A 23,675-nucleotide genomic window follows, 5' to 3' on the forward strand; every position below is an offset into this window, starting at 1 on the left:
ATCGCCGGCAAGCCGGCGCCTACAGAGGCATCTGCGTCGCCTATGGATTGTCCTTGAGGGTCTTGAATGCCTCCACGCGCTTGATCAGCCGGGTGTTCTTCGCCGAGTCGGCATTGCCGAACAGAAACGAAAAATCCGAGGCCAGCCCCGAGGTGCCGGCAATCGCCGCGTATTGGTGACAGGCATTGCAGTTGTCGTTCTGCACGTAGGTCTCCAGGGTCGTGTTGGCCACCACCCCATTCTGATCGCTGACATACGGCCCGTAGGACAGCGGCGTCTTCACGTTCGGCCCCGGCCCCGGGTCGTTGGGGGCATTGGGCGTCTTCGACCACAGCACATTCACCAGTTTGTAGTACTGGAACACCGATTGGCCCTGGGTTTTCTCGGCAAAGGTCTGCTGCACCGCCGTGTTCAGCGCCTGCAGGTCCTGGGGCGTGGCGTTCACCCGCGTGGCCTGCACCGGCTGCTCCAGTGGCGTGCAGTTGGGCGGGGTATGGCTGGCGTCGCATTGCACGCGCGCCACATTGGGTGTGCAGGCCGCGCCGGTGCAGGCCGGGTTGTTGAAGCTGTAGCCATCCGGCGGTGCGGCGCCGCCATCGGGCACGTTGTCGACCTGCTCGAAAGTGCTCCAGATGAAGTTCGGCTGGGTCTGGGTCTTGTTGATGATATGCAGGCCCACCAGCCCCACCACTTCCTGGGTGCACTGCAGGGTGTCGGGGCGTTGCAGCCAGGCCACGGTGGTGAGGTAGCGTCCGTACAGCTCGGGCTTGTTGGTGAGCACGCGCCAGGCGGCCTTGAGTTCCAGGGCGCCGAGTTCTTCCTGGGGCAGGGCCTTGGCCGGCAGTTCGCGCACCAGCTTGCCTGCCGGCAATGACAGGCCGGCGGGGTGCCGATTGTCGCTGTTCTGCGCCACGATCAGCTGGTTGGCTGCATCGTACAGGCCGTTATTGACGATGTAGTCGAACTCGGCCTTGCCGACCTTGCGCTCGAAAAACACCAGGTTGCCCGCCTGGTCCGTCAGCCAGCCGCCGGAGGCTTCCATGATTGAATCCGGCAGGGTCACCTGGGTGCCGCTGGACAGGTGAAAGCGATGCTTGCGGTTAATGGCGCTTTCCGAGGTGGCGGTGATGAATTTGCGCGCGCCGCTGGCAAACGCCTTGAGGTTGCCGGAGGCGCTGCAATTGGACGGCACCAGGGTTTCGACACCCCAGCCGGACGGCTTGGCCGCGCCGGGCAGGAAGATATCGCTGGCATCCTTGTAGCTGGCCCACACCGGGGCGTTGCTCATTGGCTGGCCGGGCGTGGGCGGCACGCCGAACTGGGCCGCGCTGCTTTGCGTGTCCGGCTCGCCGGCCAGGCTCGGGTTGGCGGGCCAGCCGGGGTTGACCGACCAGTTCATGGCGATAAACAGCTGCCAGCCGAAACAATTGAGAAAGTCCTGCTCGGTGCCGAAATTGTTCACCGGCAGGAAGCCGCCACTGGTGGGATCGAACACCAGTTGGCTGACGCAACTCTGGGCGTCCGTTGCGGCGCTGGCCGCGGGTGGGGCCAGCAGCAGGGCGCAGGTTATCCAGCAGAACACACTCAAGCGTGCCCGGCGCAGCGGGCGAGGCCATCCGTTCATGATCGCATTCCTTGCTCCAGTCTCAGGGGGCGGCCGCCCCTGCCAGGCAGCGGCGGCCGCAGGCAGTCAGGCGCCGGGCACCAGGGCCAGGCCGCTTTCCCACGGGTGCTGGGTCGCACTGGGGTTGGCGGCTTCGCTCGGGTTCAGCGCACGCACGCTGACCAGTCCCGGCGCGGCGCTGCTGCTGACCGTGACGGTCATGATGTAGCCCTGGGTGCCGCCGCTGTCGGTTTGCCCCGGGATAGCCGAGGCGTCCGGCAGGAACTGCGTGACCTGGGCGCTGATCCCCGGGTTGGAGAACTGCACCCGCGCGTCGGCGACCGTGGTCTGCGGGTCGGCGCCTTGCACCACCAGCACGAACTGCGCCGAGGTGCCGGGGGCAAAACTGGCCGGCAAGTCGCTGGGGGACTGGCCGTAGAACAGGTCCAGCGGCAGCAACTGCACGGGCCAGGGTTGCGTATCGGTGTTGTTCGCCGCGACACATTCGCAGGCTTCGGGCGTGGCGGTGAGGGGCGCCGGCGTCACGCTGAGGGCCACATCCAGTTGATCGGCGATGACCCACACGTAATTGATCGGCGTGCCATTGATGGTGATGTCGTTGATCGAGAACCCGGCGCTTTGCGGCACCTCGAACACCGCTTGCAGGATCTGGTCGGAGTTGTTCGGGCCGGTGCCGGCGGTGCCACGGGTCACGCGCCAGTAACTGCTCACATCCTGGCCTTGAGGGCCTTTCCAGCCGCTGAAGGACTTGGGTTGTTGCAGGTACAGGCCGATCGGATTGGTCAACGAGATGAGGTTGTTCACCGCCGCCTGGTTGGCCGAGAAACCGATGTGCGGGTCGGAGTTGCGGTAGTTCTGCCCGTACTGGGCGCAGCAGATCAGGCTCTGCTGGTTGGCGCTGCTGCGGATCGGCCGCAGGATGGTGGCCGCGGCTGCCAGGTAGATCTCGGCACTCAGGGTGTTGGGCCCGGAGGTCAGGTGCATCGCACCGCCCGACACGCCGGGGATGCGTACGGTGCCGCTGTTCCATTTGTTCACGGTGTCGTAGGCGGGGCGGCCGGTGGTTTCATCGATCACCGGGTCGCCGGCGTTGCCGGTCGGACCGTTGGCGGTGTAGCGCAGGTACAGGTCTTCGAGTTTCACCTGCGGGTCGACATACGCCTGGTACAGCCCCAGCACGGCATTCGGATCGATGTTCCACATGGTCAGGAAGTAGGCCGGGTTTTCGCTGGTGAACATGATGCTGCGCATATTGCCGTCGGGGTCGCGGGTGATCGACCACTCGCAGTATTCATCGAGCCAGCCCCGTGGACCCGAAGGCGAAAAGTCGGCGTAGGGACCGTTCCAGTTGATCGATTTGCACAGCACGCTGGGGATCTGCAGCTGGGTGGCGGTCGGGTCCGGGTACAATGAAAACAGTGTGCCGTCGAGGGTAATCTGGCCGTGGTCGGTGAGTTCCATCACTTGATCCAGGGTCATGGCCTTGCCGTTCAACTGCGGCACCACGGCGGCGCCGTTGTTGTAGAAAAACGTCCACAGGCGGTTGGGGAACGGCTGCCAGGTAATGGTGATCGGCGTCTGCGTGCCGTAGCCGCTTTCGATCGGGTTGTAGTAGCCCGAGCGCGGCGCGTCGTTGAGGTTGGACCAGGGGTTGCCGATGACCGACATCTGGGTCCAGCCGGTGACGTTGTTGTTCCAGTTGGTCTCGAAGGTCGACAGTTGGTCTTCCAGGCCCAGCTTGTTGTAGTCCTTGGGCGCCTGCTCGGCGGGGGAGGTGAATTGGGTGAAGGGTGTGCTCATGTCGGTTCTCCAGCAGGTGTGTGGTGGGACGTGGAGCAGCAACCGGCGCCCGTAGCGGGGCCGGCGGTGGTTTGGCGTGGGTCGTCCCACACCAGTTGCGCGATAAAGCCAGGCAGCGGCGCGTACGCATCGGGCGTCAGTACCTGGCCACTCTCGAGATGGGTCACGATCAGCGATAACTGCGCGGCATCCGTCGGCGCCAGGTGCAGCGCCTTGACGCTGCGCGCAGCATTCAGCGCGCGGGACACGCCCTGGGTGATGCAGCGGCCCTTGTCGTCCACCAGGCCCATGCCGATCCGGCTGAAACGCCCGACGTAATGCGGGTTGTCTGCGTTCACCTGCTGCGCGGTGGCGTCTGGCTGATTGAGAAAGACGTCGATCAGGAAGGTGTCGTGGGTGCAGCGCACATGGTCGAACACCACCCACGGGCCGGTCCCTGCCGGCTGTGCCTCGCAGCAGGCTTTGGATGCACCGAACTGCGGCGCCACCGGGGTGCCGTAGTCGTAGCCGATGTGGCGGCTGTCCTGGGCCATGTCGCCCAGGGTGGTGTAGCGCCAGGCATCCGCGCTGGTGAAGCTGACCTCTTCGGCCTGGTGCCCGGCGAATGGCTGCAACAGGCACTGGGTGGTGTACTGCGCGGCCGGATTGGCGCGAATCCACCCTTCGAGCATGCGGTCGATATTGGCGTGGTAGGAGCAGAACACCGGGTCGAAGGCGGTGTAGGCGTTGTCGGCCATGTCGCCGCCGATCCAGCCGTGATAGTTGTCGTGGGGCTGTTCGTAGAGCCCGTCGAAATTCAGCGCGCGATTGGGGTACAGGTTGTCCGGCTGTGGCGGGTCAAACGTGGTGATGTTGGCCCAGGGATACCCCGGCACACCCTGGGGCTGGCTGAAGGTGGTGAAGGTGAGCGCATCCAGCACTTGCTGCTGGAAGATCCGGCTCATGCCATACAGGCGCGTGCGCTCGACACGAAACGCCTCGCCCTGGGTGTAGAACAGCGGGTTGCGCTGCACATAGCGGCAGTCCACGCCCTCGACGCTGGCGCTGGCGCAGACTTTTGAACAGCCGTCCTTGGCCGCCGCATAGCGCAAAGGGTTGCGCCGCACTTCGCCGGTGTGCGGGTGCACGTAGGTCTCGTCGAGGAAGGCCTGGGGCAGCCCGGCCTGCGGGCTGCCATCGACACTGGCGTCGGCGGCCATCCAGTCCCAATAGGGAATCGCGCAGTCGATCAGCGCTTCCAGGTGCAGCAGGTAGGCGCGATGCCACAGGGCAAACGCTTCCTGGTAATGCAGGCACCAGTTGGTGTGGATGTAGGCGTAGCGCTGCCAGGGCGAGCCGCTGTCCGGGTCGCCGATGTGCATCACGTCATCCAGGCGGGCGCGGTACAGGTTCAACTGCTCCGGGCTCAGGGCGCGGATGTCCTGGCGTACGCGCTTGACCGGCTGCGGCAGGGCCGGTGGGGGGATGCGCTCGGCGGGGTCAAAGGCCGAGCTGGCGTCCAGTCGCCAGCCCTGGTTGACCCACAGGCGGAAGGTTTCCAGCGCATCGATTGGCCAGAATTGCTGGGGGTCGGTGGTCAGCGGCATGTTGCGCGAGGCGAGGTGCTGGTAAATGGTCTGCGACCAGGTCTTGACCGAGTCCGGGTCTTCCAGGAACACATCGTAGGCGTTCATGCAGCCCGCCCAGGTGGCGGCGACGGCGGCGCGCGAGGCGGACGGTATCCAGTAGGGGGCGCTGAAAAGGCCGTGGATATCAGCGGTCCATGTCGGTTTCGCGACTATCATAAGATCCCTCTCATGCCGCCCCGGGCCAGGTGTTGGCTGGGCTGCTAAGCTGGATTGATGTTAACGAGCCGCTGCGCAGGATTTGTGCAAATTGGCCCGTCTTCGCGACGGATTCATTGCAATTTTCAAGGACGATTTACAACCGATGACAGACGCCATGGATTTGAAGATCCTGGGCAAGTTGCAAAAGGATTGCGACCAGAGCCTGGAGTTGTTGAGCGACAGCGTGGGGCTGTCGTCCACCAGTTGTTACCGGCGGATTCGCCGCATGGAAAGCGTGGGGATTATCAAGGCAAAAGTCGCGGTGCTCGACGAGCGCAAGCTGGGCATCCAGGTGACCGCGTTTTTCCTGATCAAACTGGACAAGGACAGCCACGATATCGACCGCAAGATGCAGCACATCCTCACCCGCCACCCGGAGATTCAGGATTGTTACCTGCTGACCGGCGAGTTTGATTTTGTGATGGTTGCCAAGTTTCGCGATGCGACGGAATACACCGAGTATATCTATCGGTTTCTGGAGACTTATCGGGATATTCCGATTCGGACTTATTCGTCGACGTTGGTGGTACGCACGGTTAAAAAATCCTACGAACTGCCCCTACAAGGGGTGGGCTTCCCCGCGGGTTAGCGGCCTTGAAGACAACCGATCTACCGTGTGCAGCAGCTGGCTTGCCAGCGATGGGATCGCCGGTAAGCCGGCTCCTACAGAAAAGCGCATGCGTGATCGAGTCCTCCCAGTAACCCACTCAAGCAAAAATGAAGCTTTCATGACAAAAGTTCGGTAGCCCTTGGCCACTCCCGTCTCTCCTGTGTAACGCGCTTGAGGACGCCAGACAGGCGTTCTTTTTAGCCGCAAGCAGGATGCCAGGAGTGGGGCGATGGGAACTATGGAACGTTACTCGAAAGTGGGCATGCAGGAACTCGACCAGCGCCTGTCGAAGATCGTCGAAGCGGCGCGCAAGAAGCCGGTTTCGGTGTATCGCTACGGCGCGCCGTGGGTGTGGATCGTCTCTCAGGACGATTGGCAGGGCGCCTTGAAGGAAGTCGCGAGCTTCATCCCGGCGGGCCATTCCCTGGTGTTGCTGCGCCCGCAGATCGATGAAATCCTCGACCAGCATCGCGACTGGCTGGTGGCCGAAGCCCCGATGTCGATCGCCCCGCACACGGTGCTGCAGATCCTCCTGCTGCAACTGTTGTATTCGGTACCCAGCGAGCAGCAATTGCATGAACAGCTCAACTACAACCTGCTGTTCCGCTGGTTCGTCGGCCTGGACCTGAACCAGAAGGTCTGGAGCATCCACGCGCTGACCCGCGACATCGCCACGTTGCTGAACAACCCGCGGGCGGTGCAACTCATCCAGAAAATCATCGGTGACGTGTTTTGTGGCGCCTTGCTGCACACGCCGGAGTTCTCCTTGAACTTCGCGCTGTTGCACACCTGGCTGGCACGCCACGGCAGTACCTCGATCGCCAGTAATTGAGCTGGCCATACGTCGCGCCATCGGCGGCGGCGCACATAATCAGAATGTCAGGGGGCGGTGTGGAGCATCTGTTCAAATCAACGCTGGCGCTGTGCTGCATGGCGCTGGGCGCCTTGGCGCAACCGGCGTGGGCCGAGGAGGGGGAGCAAGCCCCGGCGCGCAAGGTCGACGTCAACGAGTACTTCGTGCGCGGCAATACTGTGCTCGACGCGGCGACGATCGAGGAGGCGGTGTACCCGTTTCTCGGCCCGCAAAAGACCCTGGACGATATCGAAGGCGCCCGTGACGCGTTGCAGAAAATCTACCAGGCGCGCGGCTATCAATCGGTATTCGTCGAGTTGCCGGAGCAGAAGGTCGATGACGGCATCGTCTACCTGCAGGTCAGCGAAACCAAGGTCGGCCGGGTCCGTGTGGTCGGCGCCAAACATTACTCGCCGGTGGAAATCCGCGAGCAGGTGCCGGCCCTGGAAGAGGGCGCGGTGCCGGACTTCGCCACAGTGCAAACCCAGTTGGCCGGGCTCAATCGCGGGGCTGGGCGCCAGGTCACGCCGCTGGTGCGCGAAGGCCAGCGCCCGGGCACCATGGACGTGGATTTGCAGGTCGAAGACCAGAACCCCTGGCACGCCAGTATTGGCCTGAACAACGACTACAGCGCCGACACCGAGAAGCTGCGCTCGGTGGCGACCGTCGGCTACGACAACCTGTGGCAACTGGGCCACAGCATTTCCCTGACCTACTTCACTGCGCCCCAGGACACCGACAACGCCAAGGTCTGGTCGGGCTCCTACACCGCGCCGCTGGATGAGCGCTGGGCCTTGCAGTTCTCCGGTTACCAGTCCGACAGCAACATCGCCACCATCGGCGGCAGCAACGTGTTGGGCAAGGGGCATTCCTATGGCGTGTCGGCGATCTACAGCCTGCCGGCCATGGGCAACTGGGCCAACTCGTTCTCGTTCGGGGTCGACTTCAAGGACTTCGACGAGCAGATGAAATTCGGCGCCAGCAGCGACCAGGTACCCCTCAAATACGCACCGATGACCTTTGGCTACAACGGCTATCGCTACACCGAGCAATCCCAATTGGGCCTCGGCCTGAGCCTGGTGGTGGGCACGCGCGCATTTTTCGGCTACGGCAGCGACGCCGAGGAATTCGAGTACAAGCGCTACAAGGCCAGCGCGAGTTTCGCGCTGCTCAAGGGCGACCTGAATTACACCTACACCTTCGCCAACGACTGGCAGTCGGCGACCAAGGGCGGCTTCCAGCTGGCCTCGGGGCCGCTGGTGTCCAACGAGCAATATTCCGCCGGCGGCGCCACCTCGGTGCGCGGCTACCTGGCGGCCGAGCGCACCGGGGATGAGGGCTATCTGCTCTCCCAGGAATTGCGCACCCCGTCCCTGGCCAAGTTCCTTGGCAGTTACGTGCAGGAGTGGCGCTTCTACGCGTTCGCCGAAGGCGCGCGCATGCGCCTGCACGACCCGCTGCCCGAGCAGGAAGACGAATACAGCCTGGCCAGTGTCGGCCTCGGCACCCGCGCCAGTTTGAGCAAGTGGTTGTCCGGCAGCCTGGATTGGGGCTACCCGCTGCTCGATGGACCGAACACCCAGAAACAGGACGCGCGACTGCACTTCAGTGTGCAGGCGACTTTCTGACTTTTTCTTCCGGAGACTTCACCCATGCAACGCCTATTTCTGAGCCTGTTGATCTGCCTGGGCTTCGCGCTCCCGGCCACCGCCCATGCCTGGTGGCAGGACGACTGGCACTACCGCAAGCAGATCTCGGTGGACACCACCGCCCAGGGCGCCGCCATCAGCCAGGCCCTGGGCCGCACCGCGCTGCTGGTGCGCCTGCACACCGGCAACTTTACCTTTGACGGGGTCAAGGACGACGGCGCCGACCTGCGCTTTGTGAGTGCCGACGACAAGACCGTGTTCAATCACCAGATCGAAAGCTTCGACCCGCTGATGGGCATGGCGCTGATCTGGGTCGACGTGCCCAAGGTCGAAGGGGGTCAACGCCAGGACCTGTGGATGTACTACGGCAACCAGAAAGCCCCGGCCACCGCCAATGGGCAGCTGACGTTCGACCCCAATTACACCGCGCTCTACCACTTTGACGGTGCCAACGGCACACCGGCCCGCGACACCACCGCCTATGCCAACACGTCGGTGAACGCCACCGGCGCGAGCATCGACGGTGTGATCGGCCGCGCCCTGCAGTTGAGTGGCCAGCCATTGCTGCTGCCGGCCAGCCCGTCGCTGCAACACGCCGCCGGCGCCGCGTTCACCTTCAGCGCCTGGCTGCGCCTGGACCAGGCCAGTGGCGAGCAAGTGGTGCTGGCCCGCCGTGACGGCCCGCACAGCTTGCTGCTGGGGCTGAACCAGGGCATGCCGTTCGTGGACGTCGACGGCCAGCGTGCCGTGTCGACCCAGCCGCTGAACCCTGGCGAATGGCAGCACCTGGCATTCGCCGCCGAGGGCGACAAGCTCAGCTTATATGTGAACGGCCGCGAAACCGCGACCCTGGCCGTGGCGATGCCGGCTTTCAACTCGCAACTGGCGATCGGTGCCGACGTGCCGGAAGCGGCCAGCACGCACCTGCCGTTCGCCGGCGCCATCGATGAGCTGCGCCTGTCCAAGGTGGCGCGTCCGGCTGCGCTGTTGCTGGCCGACGCGAGTGCCCAGGGCGCCGAGTCGAAACTGGTGGCCTACGGAGTGGATGAAGAACAGTCAGGCTTCGGTTTCGGCAGCCTGGGTTTCCTGCTCAACGCCGTGCCGGTGGACGCCTGGGTGATCATCCTGGTGCTGGTGGCGATGATGGTGCAGTCGTGGGTGATCATGCTGCGCAAGAACCGCCAGGTCAGCCGGGTCAGCAGTGCCAACGAGATTTTCCGCGAGCACTTCGCACAGATCGGCACGCGCCTGGAGATGTACGCCGACGACGCGCAATTGGCTGAGCGCCTCAGCCATTCCTCGCTGTGGCGCCTGTACCTGGTGGCGGTCAAGGAGATCCGCACCCGCCGCGCGCAGGGGGCCGACACCTCGTCGGTCTCGGCGGCGACGATCGAGGCGATTCGCTGCTCCATGGACGGCGTGCGCACCCGCGAAAACCAGCAACTGAGTGCCAAGCTCTCGACCCTCTCCAACGCCATCGCCGGCGGGCCGTATATCGGCCTGCTCGGCACGGTGCTGGGGATCATGGTGGTGTTCCTCGGCACGGCCATGGCCGGTGACGTGAACATCAACGCTATCGCCCCAGGCATGGCGGCGGCCTTGCTGGCCACGGCCATGGGGCTGTTCGTCGCGATCCCTGCGCTGTTTGGCTACAACCGCCTGATCACGCGCAACAAGGAAGTCAGCGCCGACATGCGCGTGTTTGTCGACGAGTTCATCACGCGCCTGGCCGAGATGCACGGCGAAAGCCAGCACAGTGAAGCGGCGCACCGCCGCGAACACCACGCATCGGTTCCGGCCTGAGGAGAATCGCCATGGCTTCCGTAAATGCCTCCCACGACGATGACGATGATGCCGCCGTCGACAGCATCAACATCACGCCCCTGGTGGACGTGCTGATGGTGGTGCTGGTGATGTTTATCCTCACCGCCACCGCCCAGGTCTCGGGCATCCAGATCCACCTGCCCAAGGCCAGCGCCTCGGTGTCGCTGTCGGAGGCCAAGACCAAGGCGATTTCCGTGAATGACGGCGGCCAGGTGTTCCTCGACGCCTACCCGGTGACCCTCGGAGAGCTGGAAGAGCGCCTGCGCATCGAAAAAGCACTGAATCCGGATTTCCCGGTGATCGTGCGCGGCGATGCGCTGGTGCAGTACCAGAAGGTTATCGAAGTGCTCGACCTGTTGCGCCGGCTGGAGCTGTCCCAGGTCGGGCTGGTCACCGGCAAACCGAGCCAGGGCTGAGCCATGACTGCACAGATCCCGATTGCGCCGTTGCCGGTGAAGAAGAAGCCGCCCTTGCGCCCGTTGAAGTGGGGCGCCGGGTTGCTGCTGGGCGCCGTGGCTGCCTGGTTCCTGTGGCAGTGGGCCAATGACATGAGTGGCGTACGCCGCGAAGCGCCGAAGGTGCCGACGATTATCCCGCTGCCGCCACCACCGCCGGAAAAACCCAAGGAGCCCGAGCCCAAGGTCGAGGAAAAAGTCCCCGAGCCGGTGCCCAGCCCGGAACCCGAAGAGGTCAAGCCGGCCGAGGAAGCGCCACCGTCACCCAACGAAGACCTGGCCAACCCGATGCAGATCGATGGCGACGCGCAGTCCGGCACTGATGGTTTCAACATCGGTGCCGGCAAGGGCGGCGGCATGGCCGGCAGCGGTGGCGGCGGGCTGGGGACCGGTACGTACAAACAGTACCTGGCCGGCACCTACCAGCGCTTGATGCGCGAAGACCCGGCGCTGCGCAAGAAGGCTTTCTCGATACAGATAGACCTGTGGCTGGGCGCCGATGGACAGGTCACCAAAGCGCTGGTGGCCAAGTCCAGCGGCGATGCCGAGACCGACGCGCAGATGCTCGCCTTGATCCAGGCACCGCGTGCCACCCAGAAACCGCCGGCGTCGTTGACGCTGCCCCTGCGCCTGTCCCTCAAGGGCCGGCGTCCGGATTGATCGACACCTTTTATCTACGGATTTTTACAGGAGTTGCGTACACATGATTTCCCCCGTGAATCGACTGACCCTGGCGGTCGGCATGGTCATCGCGACCCTGGTCGGCCAGGCGGCGGCAGCCCCGGTCGCCCCCTCGGAAAACGTCACCATCAACCTGATCCGCCTGCTGGTGCAGCAAGGCGTGCTGACCCAGGACACCGCCAATGGGCTGATCGCCCAGGCCGAAAAGGAAGCCCAGCAGGCCCGTCAGGCGAATGCCGCGCCGGTGGTGGCCGCAGGCCCCGCGGCAGCACCGGGTGATGTGCGGGTGCAGTACGTGCCGCAGGCGGTAAAAGATCAGATTCGTGACCAGGTCAAGGCCGAGGTCATGGCCACCGCCAAGCAGGAAAACTGGGCCCAGCCCAATACGTTCCCGGACTGGGTCTCGCGTATCACCTTTGACGGCGACATACGCCTGCGCGATGAATCGCGGTATTTCTCGGGCAACAACAGCAATGAAATCGTTGACTACGCCAAGCTCAACGACAGCGGCCCGTACGACACCAACAAAGACACCAACACCAAGTTGCCGCCGCTGCTCAACACCACCAAGGACCGCGAAAACCTGTTCCGCCTGCGCGCCCGCCTGGGCATGAAGGCGGTGATTTCGCCGGAATGGACTGCCGGTATCCGCATCGGCACCGGCTCCGACAATAACCCGGTGTCTACCACGCAGACCCTCGGCGGTGGCTTCGGCAAGAAGGATATCTGGCTCGACCAGGGCTACCTGAGCTGGAAGGCCACCCAAGACGTGACCCTCACGGCCGGGCGCTTCGCCAACCCGTTCTATTCCACCGACATGATGTATTCGGGCGACCTCAACTTCGACGGTATCGCCGCCAATTTCAACCATGCCCTGAACAGCGAATGGGGGCTGTTCGGCACCCTCGGCGCGTTCCCGGTGGAGTACACCTCCGACTCGGCCAGCAGCAACGGCTTTGATAAGGAAGACAGCGAAACCAAATGGCTGTTTGGCGGGCAGATCGGCGCCAACTGGAAGCTCAACCGCGGCAACAGCCTCAAGGGTGCGGTGGCGTACTACCACTTCGACGACATCGAAGGTAAACGCTCCGGCGCCTGCGAACCCTGGGCCGGGCAGCCGGCGTGTGACAGCGACGGCTCGCGCCTGGCCTTCATGCAAAAGGGCAACAGCGTGTTCCTGCTGCGCGATATCACCCCCAACCCGGCCACGCCCGGCCTGACCCCGCAACCGCAGTTTGTCGGCCTGGCGTCCAAGTTCGACGTGCTCGACCTCAACCTGGCGTGGGATGCCGAGTTGCCCAGCGACTTCAAGCTGCGCACCCAGGGCAACTTCATCCACAACCTGGCCTACGACAAGGGCGAGATGCTCAAGCGCAGCGAAGGCGAGATCGTCAACAACATCAACAGCAAGGGCCAGTTCGAAAGCGGTGGCAACGCGCTGATGGTGCAGATGACCCTCGGCAGCGCGCTGGAGATGCGCAAGCGCGGCGACTGGAATGTGCTGGCTGGCTACAAGTACATCCAGCCCGACGCCTTGCCTGACGGTTTCAACGATTCCTCGTTCCACTTGGGCGGCACCAACGCCAAGGGCTATTTCATCGCCGGCAACTACGGCATCGACAAGAACATCTACGCCAGTGCGCGTTGGTTGAGCGCGTCCGAAGTGTATGGCGCGCCGTTCGAAGTCGATGTGATGCAACTGGAACTCAACACGCGCTTTTGATGCGCAGGGAGATGCCACATGAACACGCGAATCTGCGGGCTGTTGTTGCTGCTGGTGGCCAGCGGCGCCTGCGCCGAAGGCATGGAGGAACGCCTGCGTACGCAACTGCGCAGCACCACCCAGCAATTGCAGGCGCTGCAAAGCGAGCAGGCCCAGGCCAGTGCGGCGCGTGTCGCCGCTGAGGCCCAGGCCAAGCAGGCCCAGGCGCAAATCAAGCAACTGACGGCCGAGCTGGAAAAGGCCCGTGGCACGGCCGAGCAACTGGCCGGCCAGCAACAGAACCTGCACAGCCAGGCGCAAGCCCAGGTCGCGGCCAGCCATGAGCAGATCGGCAAGTTCAAGAAGGCGTATGAGGAACTGCTGGTCCTGGCCAAAGGCAAGGAAGCCGAGCGCGCCCGCTTGCAGGCACAGTTGAGTGAACGTGACACACAAGTGCAGCAATGTTCAGTCAAGAATCAACAGATGTACGGCGTGGCGCAGCAATTGCTGACGGCCTACGAAAAGATTGACGTGGCTGAGGTGATGAGTATTCGCCAGCCCTTCGCCAGCAGCGCGCGGGTCAAGTTCGAGGAACTGGCCCAGGGCTTTGGCGACGATCTCTACAAGAGCCGTTTCGATGCGCCCCAGGCGGGCGTCAACCATTGATCACAAGGAAGAACCGCACATGAACGAATTGATCACCAGCGTCACCCCCCAGAGCCTCACCGAGTTGCTGCAGGAAGCCGGCTACCGGGTCAACCAGAGCGAACAGAACGGCATCGTGCAACTGCTCAGCGCCAGCCAGGGCATCGGCTTTGCCGTGCGCTTCGGCAATCCGGCGGCGGAGCAGGGCGGCTACGTGGACTTTACCTACAGCTGCGCACTGCGCGTGCAGGGCGAGTTGCCCGAAGGCCTGGCGCAGGTGTGGAATGCCTCGCGCCGCTTTGCGCGGTTGTCGCTGCAGGGCGAATTCTTGCTGATGGAAATGGACGTGGTGGTGGCCGGCGTCGGCGCCTCGCACCTGCGCAGCCAGCTGGAGTTGTGGGACCGCTTGCTGCAGGAATTCATCGTCTACCTGCGTGAATACAGCCAGCAGGCCGCGCAGTTGCAGGCCCAGGCTGCGGCGGTCGGCGAAGAGGCACCCGTCCTGTGAAGAAGCCAACCCTGATGGTCGGCGCCGGCGCGCTGGCGGTGCTGGTGGTGGCCGTGGCGCTGTGCCTGCGTCCGGGCAGCGACCCGGTGGCCGCCCAGCAACCGGCACCGCTGCTCGATCCGGCGCCGGCCGGGCCCGCGGTGGCGCGCCTGGGCAATCAGCAGATCGACCTGGTCGAACTCAAGAGCGTGCTGGCGAGCCTGCCAGCCGAGTCTCGCGAGCAACTGCGTGGCAACCGTGGCGCGTTGGAAACCTGGATTCGCTCACGGCTGGCGCAAAAGGCCGTGCTCGAACAGGCCGACGCCCAGGGCTGGCGCCAGCGCCCGCAGGTGGAGCAGCAGACCCGCGCCGCCACCGAGCAGATCGTGTTCCGCGACTACATGCTCTCGGTCAGCCAGGTACCGGCGGACTACCCCAGCGCGGCTGAATTGCAGCAGGCCTACGACAGCGGCAAGGCGCAATGGGTGACGCCGCCGCTGTACCGGGTGAGCCAGATTTTCCTCGCGGTGAATGACCCGCAAAACCTCGACACGGTGCGCCGCCAGGCCCAGGAACTGAGCCGCCGGGCACAGGCCGCACCGGGGGATTTCGCCGCCCTGGCCAACCAGTTTTCCCAGGACCCCGAGACTGCTGCGCGTGGCGGTGATTCGGGCCTGCAGCCATTGCAGCAACTGGTGCCCGAGGTGCGCGGCGCGGTGTCGCGGCTCAAGGTCGGCGCGGTATCGGACGCGGTGCAGAGTGCGGCGGGCTTTCATGTGCTCAAGCTCACCAGCCAACAGCCGGCGCGCACCGCCAGCCTCGACGAACTGCGCGAACGCCTGACCCAGGCCCTGCGTGCCCAACGTCAGGAACAGATCGCCAAGGCCTACCTGGAAGGCATGCTCAACACCGCGACCTTGAGTATCGACGGTGCCGAGTTGAACAAAGTGCTGGAGTAACCCGCGACCACCCGCATTGGATGCACCGACCGACAGACAGGGAGTCTCACATGGCATTACTGGAACCGTCCGGCCAACAAGGGCCTTCAACCTATCGCGCGCCATCCGAGTCACGTGGCGCCTGGCTGGCCCTGGCCGCCGAGATCGATCCGGAGGTGGCGCGCTACTTCCTGGTCAGTGCGCGCTGCGGCTGTTTCATGCAGGCCGCGCGCAGCTTGAATATCAAGGCGACGCTGCTGCGCAAGCGCCTGGCGCAACTGGAGGAGCACCTGCGCCATGCGTTGTTCAGTTATCAGGGCAACGGCCTGGTGCTCAGCCGCGACGGCTTGCAGTTGCAGGCCCAGTTGGTAGCCCTGGCCCATGAGCGGCGCCTGCCGGTGCTGGAACAGCCGCTGATTCGCCTGGCGGTGGCCGAGCCGATCCTGCACGACATCCTCGGCCGTGACCTGATTGCCTTGCTGCGCCGCAACGCCAGCGTGCGCCTGGAGATCATCTCCCTCGACAGCCAATTGTCCCTGCAAGCGGTGGACGTCGATGTGGTGGTGTGGCTCTCCGACACCGACGGCCCGGTGCCCGGCCCGAGCTTCGCCACCGAACCGCCACGGGCCCTGGCCCGCCTGGAATATTTGCCGCATATCGCCAAGCGCTATTCGCGCCTGACCACGCGCCCGGACAGCGTCGACGACCTGAATGACTACATGCTGGTGCAATGGCAACCCGATGCACAGGTCGACGCCCTGCAGGCGTGGAACCAAGTGGTGGAGCAACGCCTGGCGGCGGTGGTGCAGGTGCAGGCCTATTCGCTGATGCTGGAGATGATCCGCTGCGGCGCCTGCATCGGTTTGCTGCCGCACTACATGAGCAGTTTCGACCGCGGGCTGGTGGCACTGCCGGGGTTGCTGGCCGACAGCATGCAACGCCAGGTGTGGCTGGCGGTGAATGCGCAGGTGCAGCATGCGCAGGCGGTGCAGATGATTGTCGAGTTGATCGTCAGCACGTTTGAAGGGCGGCGGGAGTGGTTTGGCTGAGTGTTTGTCCGTTGTCCGGGTAGCGGCTGCTGGCGGTCGCGCGCTCACAGCGGGTGTGCCTGGTGGATCGAGGTGCCTGCATCGCAGGCAAGCCAGCGCCCACAGAAAGGCTGATCAGCGTTGCAACACGCCACGAAAGGTCGCACTCAGGGCCCGCAAGGTTTCCCGCGAACGCGTGTCGCTGATGCGGCTATGGAGCACCACCTCACTCACGGCCAAGGCCGGCAAGCCGTATTGCTCGCTCACCTCTACCGCTCCGGCCGGGGCCACGCGGTGGGCGAGGGCAGCGACGCCCAATCCGGCGGTGACTGCCGCACCCACGGCCATCACCCCGCCGCCAACAAATACCTCGGTCCAGTCGATACACGCCGCATCCAGCGCGCGCGTCGCCAGGTGCCGCACGCCGCAGGGCGCGGCCATGGTTGCCATGCGCAGCGGCGTGCCGGGGCGGTGTTGCCAGGTGGGCGCGGCGAACCAGCCAAAGCGTTCCACCGCCAACACTTCGCCGTCCTGGCGCTCGCCCTCATTGCGCACGATCACCGCGTCCAGCTCATTGCGGTCGAAGGCGGCCACCAGGTCGCGGGAGGACGCGATACGTACTTCAAGGATCACCAACGGGTCGTAGGCGGCCAGGCGGCTGAGCCAGGTTGGCAGGTCGGGACCGGCCACATGGTCGCTGATGCCGATCACCAGGCGCCGGGGCGCTTGGCTGCCCATATCGCCCAGTGCGCGTTCGTGGGCATTGAGCAGGGCGCGCGCGGCAACGATAAAGTGCTCGCCCTGCGGTGACAGCCGCACATGGCGCGGCGTGCGCTCCAGCAAGCGATAGCCCAGGCGTTCTTCCAGGCGCTTGAGCTTGAGGCTGATGGCGGCCTGGGAGGTGTCGAGGGCTGCGGCGGCGCGGGTGAAACTGGCGAAGTCGGCGACCAGCACAAAGGCCTGCACGGTGTCGATATCCAGCGGTTTTAGCGCGTCAGTCATATCCAATCCTTATCGCACATATATCGGCTGATATCTTGTTGAAATCATCGGCGCTGCGCAAGCTGAACCCTCAACTTGCACGGGAGCTTCTTCATGTTTGCCAAACAGTATTCACACCGCTTGCCTGCCGACTACGACATGGCCGTGATCCGCCGCCGCGCCGCGCAATTGGGGCCGTTGTGGGATCACGCCGAGGGGTTGCTGTTCAAGGCGTTTATCGCCCAGGAGCACGCAGGCAAAGTGTATGCCTCGGTGTATCTATGGTCCGACCCACTGCAGGCCGCCGATTTTCTGCTCGGAGAGCGCTTTCAGAAGGTGCTCGACAGCTTCGGCCGTCCGTATATCGAGAGCTGGTTGCCGCTGGATGTGCAACGTGGGCCGGCGCAGACCGCGCTGAGTCTGTACCGCGAGGAATGGGCGTTGGAGCCGGGGGCGGACAGGGCGGCGATCCTGGCCGAGGAGAAAAGTCGCAACCAGCAGTTGGCGGATAGCGGCGACACCTTTGCGGTGTTCCTCGCGCTGGATGTGCAGGCCTGGCGGCTGGTACGGATCACCTTGTCGGCCAAGGCGTTGCAGGCGGACCATCCCGGGACGGGCTACCAGGTGTTTTACCTGGCCCATCCCGGGATTTGACTCAGGAGTTGAATCGGGCTTTTGGCTGGCTGAGCTTGCGCTCGGCCACCGCCCCGAACACCAGGCCCAGGGTGGTCCACAGCACCAACTGGATGCCCAACGAGGCCACGCGAAATTTCCACAGCAGCACGGCCGAGAACTGCTCCGGCACTTCGTTGATCACCGGGAAGAGGCTGCCGGCCACTGCGACGATCACGATGTACAGCGCCACGCCGAGGATCGCGCCGCTCCACACGCCACGGCGGGCAATCAGCTTGCGCGCGGCGTTGATCGCGATCACGGCCGCCGCCACCGACACCAGCAGCATCAGGAAGAACAGCCTGGTGCGCTGTGCAATGGTCTGCGGGTCCCCCACCGAAGGCGGGTTGGCCGGGTATTTGAGCCCGGGCACCAGGATAAGCGTCACAAAGGCCGCCAATGCCAGCAGCGCCGCCAGGCCGCGCGGGCCGACCTTGCCGATGCGGCCCAGGGCGTAGGCGAACACCAGGGCGAAGAGGCCACCCAGGGACACGCTGTAGACCACCACGCCGGTGAACAGGCCGAAGGTACTTTGCACCTTGCGGCTCACCAGTTCTTCTTCCGGCGCATCGCCGTGCATCTGTGCCATCTGGTCTTCAAAGGCGATGGCCTTGTCGATCTGCGGCTCGCCGAAGGCCTTGGCGAAACCGAAGGCCAACACGCCGGCGAGCAGGCCCACCAGCATCCCGCGTACGAGTAATTGCCCTGTCATGGTGTGTCTCCCTTATGAATTAATGGCAGGGGAAACCCAGCAGGTGGCGACCGTCGTGCACAAACTCGTGCACGTACATGCCCTTGAACACCGCAGTGGCGCCTTGCTCGGCACCGACGAAGTAAATCGCCAGCATCAGCAGCAGGCCGCCGAAGATCGCCCAGGGCAGGATTTCGCCCAGCGGGATCGTCGGCACATAGACATCAGGATGGGTTGCAGCAGTGTTAGCCATGAGAACCTCCAGGGATGACGCGTCCCGAAATGGATAGCGAAGGGGCTGAAACAGGGTCTGGCTTACGGCTACTGGGCCGAATACAGTGGCGCGACCGCGCCGGAATCGAACCGGCTTCCTCTTTCATGTTCGTTGTAACATGTTGAAACAACTTTGCCAGTCTACGCTGACTGCGCGCTGAAACAGAGTGAAATTGTGATGCAGGCCACCCGTCTGACCCTTATCTGCCATGCCATCACGCCGTTGCAAAAGCAGGGGCGCTTTCCCGATGACGAATCGGTGGCGATGGACTGGCAAGCTGCCGCGTCATCGCTGGCCGGGCGCTACCCGAAAAACCTGCGCCTGCTCTGCGCACCCGAGGCTCGCGCCCGGCAGACGGCGGGTTTGTTCGGCAGTGCGCCGGTGATTGAAGAAGCCCTGCGCGATGGCAACTTCGGCGATTGGAAGGGCCAGGCCATCAGCGAGTTGGATCATGGCCAGTTGCAGGACTGGATGACCAACAGTGCCAGTGCGCCCCACGGTGGCGAGTCGGTCGAGCAGATTTGCGCACGCGTGGCACAGTGGATGAAAACCCTCGAAACACAGCCCGGGCACGTAGTGGCTATCACCCATCCCTTTGTCATCCGCGCCGCGATGCTGTACGTGTTGCAGTTGCCCGTCGCGATGTTCTACCGGATCGACGTCGAGCCACTCTGCGCCACCGAACTGCGCTTCAACACTGTCTGGCGCCTGCGCCTGGAAACTCACGCCTGGCCGCATGAACATGGCAAAATCCACGCCCCGCACTGAGAGCAACCCATGAAACGCATCCTGATCATCGGCATTGGCGCCGGCAACCCTGACTACATCACGATGCAGGCCGTGAAAGCGCTGAACCGCACCGACGTGTTTTTCCTGATGGACAAGGGCCAGAGCAAGGACAAGCTGATCGACCTGCGTCGCGAGATTTGCGAGACCTACATCACCGAGCCCGGCTACCGCTTCGTCGAGGCCGACTGCCCCGAGCGTGTGCGCGGGGATATCGACTACACCACGGCCGTACAGGACCTCAACCGCGACAAGCAGGCGACGTTCGAACGCATGATCAATGAGGAAATGGCTGACGGTGAAGTCGGCGCTTTCCTGGCCTGGGGAGACCCGGCGCTGTACGACAGCACCATTCGTATCCTGCAGGCGATCCTCGCCAGTGGCCGCTGCCACTTTGAGTTTGAAGTCATCCCCGGCATCACCAGCGTGCAAGCCCTGGCGGCCCAGCACAAGGTGGCGCTGAACCGCATCGGCAAGTCCGTCGAAATCACCACCGGGCGCCGTTTGGCCGCAGGGCAGGCGAGTGATGCCGATACCCTGGTGGTAATGCTCGATGCCGAAGATTCCTACCGCAGCGTGGCGGATCAAGGCCTGGATATTTATTGGGGCGCCTACCTGGGCACGCCGGATGAAATCCTGATCAGCGGCAAGGTCAGCGAAGTGGCTGGAGAAATTGAACGGGTGCGCAAGGCGGCGCGCCTGGAGAATGGCTGGATCATGGACACTTATTTGTTGCGCAAACCCTGAGGTAACGTCCCATGCTCAAACTGTTTGCCCTGGCGCTGGCCCTGGTGGCCGGTGCCGCCCAGGCCGATACCAGCCTGCATACCGATTTGCCGCTTTCATACCTGGAACAGACCCAGGGCGATGCGCGCAACCAGCCACTGGTGATTTTCCTGCACGGGTTCGGCAGCAACGAGGAGGACCTGTTTGGCATCAAGGACGCGCTGCCCTCCACTTGGACCTACCTGTCGGCCCGTGCGCCGATGCCGGTCGACCCGCATGGTTTTCGCTGGTTTACCAAGACCCCGGGCGACGGCGAGTACAACGGCGAAACGGCTGATTTGCAGCGCAGCGCCACACTGCTCGAAGACTTCGTGACCCAGGCCACCGCCAAATACCACACCCAGAGTGACCGGGTGTTCCTGGTCGGTTTCAGCCAGGGTGCGATCATGTCCTACGAGGTGGGCTTGCGTAAGCCTGCGTTGGTGCGTGGGATTGCGGCGTTGAGTGGCAGCGTGTTGCCGGTGCTCAAGGCCGAGCTGAAGCCGGATGAACGCCTGAAACAGCTGGCGATCTTTATCGGCCACGGCACCCTGGACCAGGCGCTGCCGTATACGTCGGCGACGCGCGCGAATGAGGTGCTGACGGGGTTGGGGCTGACGCCGGAGTTTCATGGCTATCCGGGCATGCCGCATACCATCAGCGAGGCGGAGGTGCAGGACCTGAAGGTTTGGCTGGAAAAAAGCCTGAACTGACGTTGGCTAAGTGTGGGAGCTGGCTGGCCAGCTCGCACATTTGTTGGTGATGTCAGGAAGATCGGCTCACTTGCCGCCGGTGATCTGCTTCACCAACTCCGCATGCCCCTTCACATCATCGGCCCGCGAGATGGCCTGGATCACCAGCAAATGGTTGCCCGAACCGCCGAGGAAAGTGGAGTTCAAGGTCTTGCCGCCGCCCTGGGTGGCGGTGCTGTCCACCTGGCGCAACCCCAGGCCCTTGAACGTGAGTTTCTTCTCGCTGAGTTTCTTGAAGTCGGGCAGTGCAGCGGTCTGGTCCTTGACGAAGCCGGCCACGGCGCCGTCGAGGAACTGCGTGTCGTTGTCCTGGATGGTAACTCCGTCGTTACGCACGGTTTCGGCGACGATCACCACGCTTTTCGTGGTCTGGTTGGCGTACATCGTGCCTTGGGTGTCGGCGGTGCCATCTTCGGCCTTGCCGGCCGGCAGGGTGTCGGCGACGTAGGCCTTGGGCAGGCTGAAAGTGAACTTACCGCCCAGTGTGGAGAGGGTTTGCGTGGCAGGCTTGGCAGCAGCGAAGGCGCTGCCGGCGGTAAGCGCAAGGGCCAGCAGGACGGCGGTCTTGGTGAAAGTGGCCATGAAGCGCTCCAGGGATGAACGAAATTGCGGCATATTCTGTCAGAAATTTCGCAATATCGTTCATCCGAAGCCTTACACCTTGTCGGACTCCTCCTCGAGCCGATCCATCTCAAACAGTCGCGCCAGTTCTGCACGGGCTTCCTGGGCGGTCTGCATGACCTTGGCCGCATCGTCGTACACCGCGTGTTGGGCGGCGAGGACTTGCAAGTCGTGGTTTTTGAAACGGGTGATGCGCGCATCGGCCTGGGCCTGGCTCAAGCCCAGGCCCACCAGGGTACGGCGGCTCATTTCCAGGCTGGAGTAGAAGGTCTCGCGCACCGGCGAGGCATCCAGGTCCACCAGGCGGTGCACGTGCTGGCGGTTACGCGCGCGGGCGATGATCTTCATGTGCGGGTAGAGGCTGCGCACCAGCTCGGCGGTCTTGATGTTGATCTCCGGGTCGTCCATGGCGATCACGAAGAATTCCGCCTGGTCGACCTTGGCGGCATGCAGGATTTCCGGGCGTTGCGGGTCGCCATAGAACACCGGCATGCCGCCGAAACTGCGGGTCAGCTCGATGGTTTCCACCGAAGTGTCGAGGGCGATGAACGAGATGTTCTGCGCACGCAGGATCCGCGCCACGATCTGCCCCATGCGGCCCATGCCGGCGATCACCACGCGCGGTGCATCGCTTTCGATGGTGCGGTATTCCTCGGGCACTTCCACCGGCTTGACCTTGGGCTTGAACAGCTTCGGGCACACCAACAGCAGCAGCGGCGTCACGGCCATGGACAGGGTAATGGTCAGCACCAGGATGTCGTACAGGTGCGGTTCGAACAGGCCCTGGTCGCGACCGATCTTGAACACCACGAAGGCGAATTCCCCGCCTGCCGCCAGCACCACGCCCAGGCGCAGCGCGCTTTCGCGGTTGAGATCACCGACCATGCGGCCCACGGCGTAGAGCAGCGGCAGCTTCAGACCGATCAGCAGCAGCGTCAGGCCGATCACCACCAGCGGCGAGCTGAGCAACAGGCTGAGGTTGGCGCCCATGCCCACGCTGATGAAAAACAGCCCGAGCAGCAGGCCCTTGAACGGCTCGATCTGGGATTCCAGTTCGTGACGGTACTCCGAGTCCGCCAGCAGCAGGCCGGCGAGGAAGGCGCCGAGGGCCATGGACACGCCCACCAGTTCCATCAACCAGGCGGTGCCGATCACCACCAGCAACGCGGTGGCGGTGGAGACTTCACGCAGGCCGGTCTTGGCGACGATGCGAAACACCGGCCGCAACAGGTAGCGGCCGCCGATGATCACCACGGCGATGCTGCCGAGGATCTGCAGCACGTGTTGAAGGCCCTGGGCCTCGGTGGTCGGATGATCGCTGCCGGCCAGCAGCGGCACCATGGCGATCAGCGGGATTGCGGCAATGTCCTGGAACAACAGGATGGCAAACGCCAGGCGCCCGTGGGGCTGGTTCAGCTCCTTGCGCTCGGCCAGGCTCTGCAGGCCAAACGCGGTGGACGACAGCGCGAGGCCCAGGCCCAGCACGATCGCGCTGTTCCAGGGCTGGCCAAACAGCCACAACGCCACGGCCCCCATCACCAGGCCGGTCAACAGCACCTGGGCCAGGCCCACCCCGAACACCGCCTTGCGCATCACCCACAAACGCTTGGGCGACAACTCCAGGCCAATGATAAACAGCAGCAGTACCACGCCCAGCTCCGAGAACTGCGCCACGCTTTGCGGATTGCCGACCAAACCCAGCACGGAGGGGCCGATGATCACACCGGCAAACAGATAGCCCAGGACCGCGCCCAGTTGCAGGCGTTTGGCCAGGGGCACGGTCAGCACGGCGGCGAGCAGGAACACCACGGCTGCTTGTAACAGGTTGCCTTCATGGGGCATTGCGAACTCCAGGATCTTCAAAACCAGTCAACAGGCGGGTATTAGAGCGCTTTTTACATTTCGATAATTGTGTTTTTGCAGCGAGCTACCGTGCATGGGGCGCCATTTCTATTGCGTAGGCACTATTCCGCCGCCACCCAGGAAGGATGTACAAACAATTTCCCGAGGT

Annotated in this window: 23 protein-coding genes and 1 riboswitch; of the genes, 15 read left to right on the plus strand and 8 right to left on the minus strand. The window is 63.9% G+C overall.

Annotated features, from left to right (window positions below; translation table 11 throughout):
• Positions 1-40 precede the first annotated feature (40 nt).
• The 3 genes from AC07SI_RS09890 to AC07SI_RS09900 all read right to left on the minus strand — a co-directional run bounded on the left by AC07SI_RS09890 (position 41) and on the right by AC07SI_RS09900 (position 5,208).
• Complete coding sequence (locus AC07SI_RS09890; RefSeq protein WP_083221435.1) at positions 41-1,624, minus strand: hypothetical protein; 1,584 nt, start codon at positions 1,622-1,624, stop codon at positions 41-43.
• 66 nt (positions 1,625-1,690) lie between these two features.
• Positions 1,691-3,424: a DUF8225 domain-containing protein gene (locus tag AC07SI_RS09895; protein WP_495005640.1), complete on the minus strand. Its 1,734-nt coding sequence runs from the start codon at positions 3,422-3,424 to the stop codon at positions 1,691-1,693.
• The gene (locus AC07SI_RS09900) at positions 3,421-5,208 is read right to left on the minus strand and encodes a tyrosinase family protein (RefSeq protein WP_495005641.1); all 1,788 of its coding nucleotides are present in this window, start codon (positions 5,206-5,208) and stop codon (positions 3,421-3,423) included. The genes AC07SI_RS09895 and AC07SI_RS09900 overlap by 4 nt, the downstream gene beginning before the upstream one ends.
• 157 nt (positions 5,209-5,365) lie before the next feature.
• Here AC07SI_RS09900 and AC07SI_RS09905 point away from each other — a divergent pair, with 157 nt between their 5' ends.
• The 11 genes from AC07SI_RS09905 to AC07SI_RS09955 all read left to right on the plus strand — a co-directional run bounded on the left by AC07SI_RS09905 (position 5,366) and on the right by AC07SI_RS09955 (position 16,143).
• Positions 5,366-5,839: an Lrp/AsnC family transcriptional regulator gene (locus AC07SI_RS09905; RefSeq protein WP_065905934.1), complete on the plus strand. Its 474-nt coding sequence runs from the start codon at positions 5,366-5,368 to the stop codon at positions 5,837-5,839.
• Between the two features lie 259 nt (positions 5,840-6,098).
• Positions 6,099-6,692 carry a transposase gene (locus tag AC07SI_RS09910; protein WP_065905936.1) on the plus strand — a complete coding sequence of 198 codons (594 nt, stop codon included), beginning with the start codon at positions 6,099-6,101 and terminating at the stop codon, positions 6,690-6,692.
• 59 nt (positions 6,693-6,751) lie between these two features.
• Positions 6,752-8,341 (plus strand): ShlB/FhaC/HecB family hemolysin secretion/activation protein, encoded by a 1,590-nt coding sequence (locus tag AC07SI_RS09915; protein ID WP_495005642.1) that lies wholly within the window; start codon positions 6,752-6,754, stop codon positions 8,339-8,341.
• Positions 8,342-8,365: 24 nt separating this feature from the next.
• Entirely contained in the window at positions 8,366-10,165 is a 1,800-nt protein-coding gene (locus AC07SI_RS09920) for a DUF2341 domain-containing protein (RefSeq protein ID WP_495005643.1), read from the plus strand.
• A gap of 11 nt (positions 10,166-10,176) precedes the next feature.
• Positions 10,177-10,602, plus strand: a complete 426-nt coding sequence (locus AC07SI_RS09925; protein WP_065905942.1) for an ExbD/TolR family protein — start codon at positions 10,177-10,179, stop codon at positions 10,600-10,602.
• 3 nt (positions 10,603-10,605) lie between these two features.
• Positions 10,606-11,301 carry an energy transducer TonB family protein gene (locus AC07SI_RS09930; RefSeq protein ID WP_495005644.1) on the plus strand — a complete coding sequence of 232 codons (696 nt, stop codon included), beginning with the start codon at positions 10,606-10,608 and terminating at the stop codon, positions 11,299-11,301.
• A gap of 43 nt (positions 11,302-11,344) precedes the next feature.
• Positions 11,345-13,045 carry a putative porin gene (locus AC07SI_RS09935; RefSeq protein WP_495005645.1) on the plus strand — a complete coding sequence of 567 codons (1,701 nt, stop codon included), beginning with the start codon at positions 11,345-11,347 and terminating at the stop codon, positions 13,043-13,045.
• A gap of 18 nt (positions 13,046-13,063) precedes the next feature.
• Complete coding sequence (locus AC07SI_RS09940; RefSeq protein WP_065905950.1) at positions 13,064-13,690, plus strand: DNA repair protein; 627 nt, start codon at positions 13,064-13,066, stop codon at positions 13,688-13,690.
• Between the two features lie 19 nt (positions 13,691-13,709).
• Positions 13,710-14,177 carry a YbjN domain-containing protein gene (locus AC07SI_RS09945; RefSeq protein WP_495005646.1) on the plus strand — a complete coding sequence of 156 codons (468 nt, stop codon included), beginning with the start codon at positions 13,710-13,712 and terminating at the stop codon, positions 14,175-14,177.
• Complete coding sequence (locus AC07SI_RS09950) at positions 14,174-15,115, plus strand: peptidylprolyl isomerase (protein WP_495005647.1); 942 nt, start codon at positions 14,174-14,176, stop codon at positions 15,113-15,115. The genes AC07SI_RS09945 and AC07SI_RS09950 overlap by 4 nt, the downstream gene beginning before the upstream one ends.
• Positions 15,116-15,165: 50 nt before the next feature.
• Positions 15,166-16,143 carry a LysR family transcriptional regulator gene (locus AC07SI_RS09955; RefSeq protein ID WP_201144064.1) on the plus strand — a complete coding sequence of 326 codons (978 nt, stop codon included), beginning with the start codon at positions 15,166-15,168 and terminating at the stop codon, positions 16,141-16,143.
• Positions 16,144-16,257: 114 nt separating this feature from the next.
• Here AC07SI_RS09955 and AC07SI_RS09960 read toward each other — a convergent pair whose 3' ends face one another.
• On the minus strand, positions 16,258-17,124 hold the full coding sequence (locus AC07SI_RS09960; protein ID WP_495005648.1) for a LysR family transcriptional regulator: 867 nt from the start codon (positions 17,122-17,124) through the stop codon (positions 16,258-16,260).
• 93 nt (positions 17,125-17,217) lie between these two features.
• Here AC07SI_RS09960 and AC07SI_RS09965 point away from each other — a divergent pair, with 93 nt between their 5' ends.
• Complete coding sequence (locus AC07SI_RS09965) at positions 17,218-17,757, plus strand: DUF4865 family protein (RefSeq protein ID WP_065905957.1); 540 nt, start codon at positions 17,218-17,220, stop codon at positions 17,755-17,757.
• A gap of 1 nt (position 17,758) precedes the next feature.
• Here AC07SI_RS09965 and AC07SI_RS09970 read toward each other — a convergent pair whose 3' ends face one another.
• Together AC07SI_RS09970 and AC07SI_RS09975 are read right to left on the minus strand one after the other, a co-directional pair.
• Positions 17,759-18,487 carry a CbtA family protein gene (locus AC07SI_RS09970; protein WP_495005649.1) on the minus strand — a complete coding sequence of 243 codons (729 nt, stop codon included), beginning with the start codon at positions 18,485-18,487 and terminating at the stop codon, positions 17,759-17,761.
• 19 nt (positions 18,488-18,506) lie between these two features.
• Positions 18,507-18,719, minus strand: a complete 213-nt coding sequence (locus AC07SI_RS09975) for a CbtB domain-containing protein (protein WP_065905961.1) — start codon at positions 18,717-18,719, stop codon at positions 18,507-18,509.
• Positions 18,720-18,751: 32 nt separating this feature from the next.
• Positions 18,752-18,881: riboswitch (cobalamin riboswitch) on the minus strand.
• Between the two features lie 36 nt (positions 18,882-18,917).
• Between AC07SI_RS09975 and AC07SI_RS09980 the strand changes: the two genes are divergently transcribed.
• From AC07SI_RS09980 to AC07SI_RS09990, 3 genes are read left to right on the plus strand one after another with little or no spacing between them, the layout of a single operon-like run.
• On the plus strand, positions 18,918-19,508 hold the full coding sequence (locus tag AC07SI_RS09980; RefSeq protein WP_120448235.1) for a histidine phosphatase family protein: 591 nt from the start codon (positions 18,918-18,920) through the stop codon (positions 19,506-19,508).
• 9 nt (positions 19,509-19,517) lie between these two features.
• Positions 19,518-20,273 (plus strand): precorrin-6A synthase (deacetylating), encoded by a 756-nt coding sequence (cobF, locus tag AC07SI_RS09985; protein ID WP_120448236.1) that lies wholly within the window; start codon positions 19,518-19,520, stop codon positions 20,271-20,273.
• Positions 20,274-20,284: 11 nt separating this feature from the next.
• Positions 20,285-21,004: an alpha/beta hydrolase gene (locus tag AC07SI_RS09990; RefSeq protein ID WP_065905965.1), complete on the plus strand. Its 720-nt coding sequence runs from the start codon at positions 20,285-20,287 to the stop codon at positions 21,002-21,004.
• A 66-nt stretch (positions 21,005-21,070) separates the two neighbouring features.
• On the opposite strand, the gene AC07SI_RS09995 is transcribed toward AC07SI_RS09990, so the two are convergent.
• Both AC07SI_RS09995 and AC07SI_RS10000 read right to left on the minus strand, forming a co-directional pair.
• Positions 21,071-21,625 (minus strand): DcrB/PsbP domain-containing protein, encoded by a 555-nt coding sequence (locus tag AC07SI_RS09995; RefSeq protein ID WP_065905967.1) that lies wholly within the window; start codon positions 21,623-21,625, stop codon positions 21,071-21,073.
• Between the two features lie 72 nt (positions 21,626-21,697).
• Positions 21,698-23,506 carry a monovalent cation:proton antiporter-2 (CPA2) family protein gene (locus AC07SI_RS10000; protein ID WP_065905969.1) on the minus strand — a complete coding sequence of 603 codons (1,809 nt, stop codon included), beginning with the start codon at positions 23,504-23,506 and terminating at the stop codon, positions 21,698-21,700.
• Between the last annotated feature and the right edge of the window lie 169 nt (positions 23,507-23,675).

Source organism: Pseudomonas sp. GW821-FHT05D12 (assembly GCF_059419825.1).

What these genes read in the sequence shown, in the direction of transcription:
- AC07SI_RS09955 (WP_201144064.1), top strand. Translation starts at nt 15,166, where the DNA reads ATGGCATTACTGGAACCGTCCGGCCAACAAGGGCCTTCAACCTATCGC.
- AC07SI_RS09995 (WP_065905967.1), bottom strand. Translation starts at nt 21,625, where the DNA reads ATGGCCACTTTCACCAAGACCGCCGTCCTGCTGGCCCTTGCGCTTACC.
- AC07SI_RS09890 (WP_083221435.1), bottom strand. Translation starts at nt 1,624, where the DNA reads ATGAACGGATGGCCTCGCCCGCTGCGCCGGGCACGCTTGAGTGTGTTC.
- AC07SI_RS09990 (WP_065905965.1), top strand. Translation starts at nt 20,285, where the DNA reads ATGCTCAAACTGTTTGCCCTGGCGCTGGCCCTGGTGGCCGGTGCCGCC.
- AC07SI_RS09945 (WP_495005646.1), top strand. Translation starts at nt 13,710, where the DNA reads ATGAACGAATTGATCACCAGCGTCACCCCCCAGAGCCTCACCGAGTTG.
- AC07SI_RS09900 (WP_495005641.1), bottom strand. Translation starts at nt 5,208, where the DNA reads ATGATAGTCGCGAAACCGACATGGACCGCTGATATCCACGGCCTTTTC.
- AC07SI_RS09975 (WP_065905961.1), bottom strand. Translation starts at nt 18,719, where the DNA reads ATGGCTAACACTGCTGCAACCCATCCTGATGTCTATGTGCCGACGATC.
- AC07SI_RS09920 (WP_495005643.1), top strand. Translation starts at nt 8,366, where the DNA reads ATGCAACGCCTATTTCTGAGCCTGTTGATCTGCCTGGGCTTCGCGCTC.
- cobF (WP_120448236.1), top strand. Translation starts at nt 19,518, where the DNA reads ATGAAACGCATCCTGATCATCGGCATTGGCGCCGGCAACCCTGACTAC.
- AC07SI_RS09930 (WP_495005644.1), top strand. Translation starts at nt 10,606, where the DNA reads ATGACTGCACAGATCCCGATTGCGCCGTTGCCGGTGAAGAAGAAGCCG.
- AC07SI_RS10000 (WP_065905969.1), bottom strand. Translation starts at nt 23,506, where the DNA reads ATGCCCCATGAAGGCAACCTGTTACAAGCAGCCGTGGTGTTCCTGCTC.
- AC07SI_RS09960 (WP_495005648.1), bottom strand. Translation starts at nt 17,124, where the DNA reads ATGACTGACGCGCTAAAACCGCTGGATATCGACACCGTGCAGGCCTTT.
- AC07SI_RS09895 (WP_495005640.1), bottom strand. Translation starts at nt 3,424, where the DNA reads ATGAGCACACCCTTCACCCAATTCACCTCCCCCGCCGAGCAGGCGCCC.
- AC07SI_RS09940 (WP_065905950.1), top strand. Translation starts at nt 13,064, where the DNA reads ATGAACACGCGAATCTGCGGGCTGTTGTTGCTGCTGGTGGCCAGCGGC.
- AC07SI_RS09905 (WP_065905934.1), top strand. Translation starts at nt 5,366, where the DNA reads ATGGATTTGAAGATCCTGGGCAAGTTGCAAAAGGATTGCGACCAGAGC.
- AC07SI_RS09925 (WP_065905942.1), top strand. Translation starts at nt 10,177, where the DNA reads ATGGCTTCCGTAAATGCCTCCCACGACGATGACGATGATGCCGCCGTC.
- AC07SI_RS09980 (WP_120448235.1), top strand. Translation starts at nt 18,918, where the DNA reads ATGCAGGCCACCCGTCTGACCCTTATCTGCCATGCCATCACGCCGTTG.
- AC07SI_RS09970 (WP_495005649.1), bottom strand. Translation starts at nt 18,487, where the DNA reads ATGACAGGGCAATTACTCGTACGCGGGATGCTGGTGGGCCTGCTCGCC.
- AC07SI_RS09910 (WP_065905936.1), top strand. Translation starts at nt 6,099, where the DNA reads ATGGAACGTTACTCGAAAGTGGGCATGCAGGAACTCGACCAGCGCCTG.
- AC07SI_RS09965 (WP_065905957.1), top strand. Translation starts at nt 17,218, where the DNA reads ATGTTTGCCAAACAGTATTCACACCGCTTGCCTGCCGACTACGACATG.
- AC07SI_RS09935 (WP_495005645.1), top strand. Translation starts at nt 11,345, where the DNA reads ATGATTTCCCCCGTGAATCGACTGACCCTGGCGGTCGGCATGGTCATC.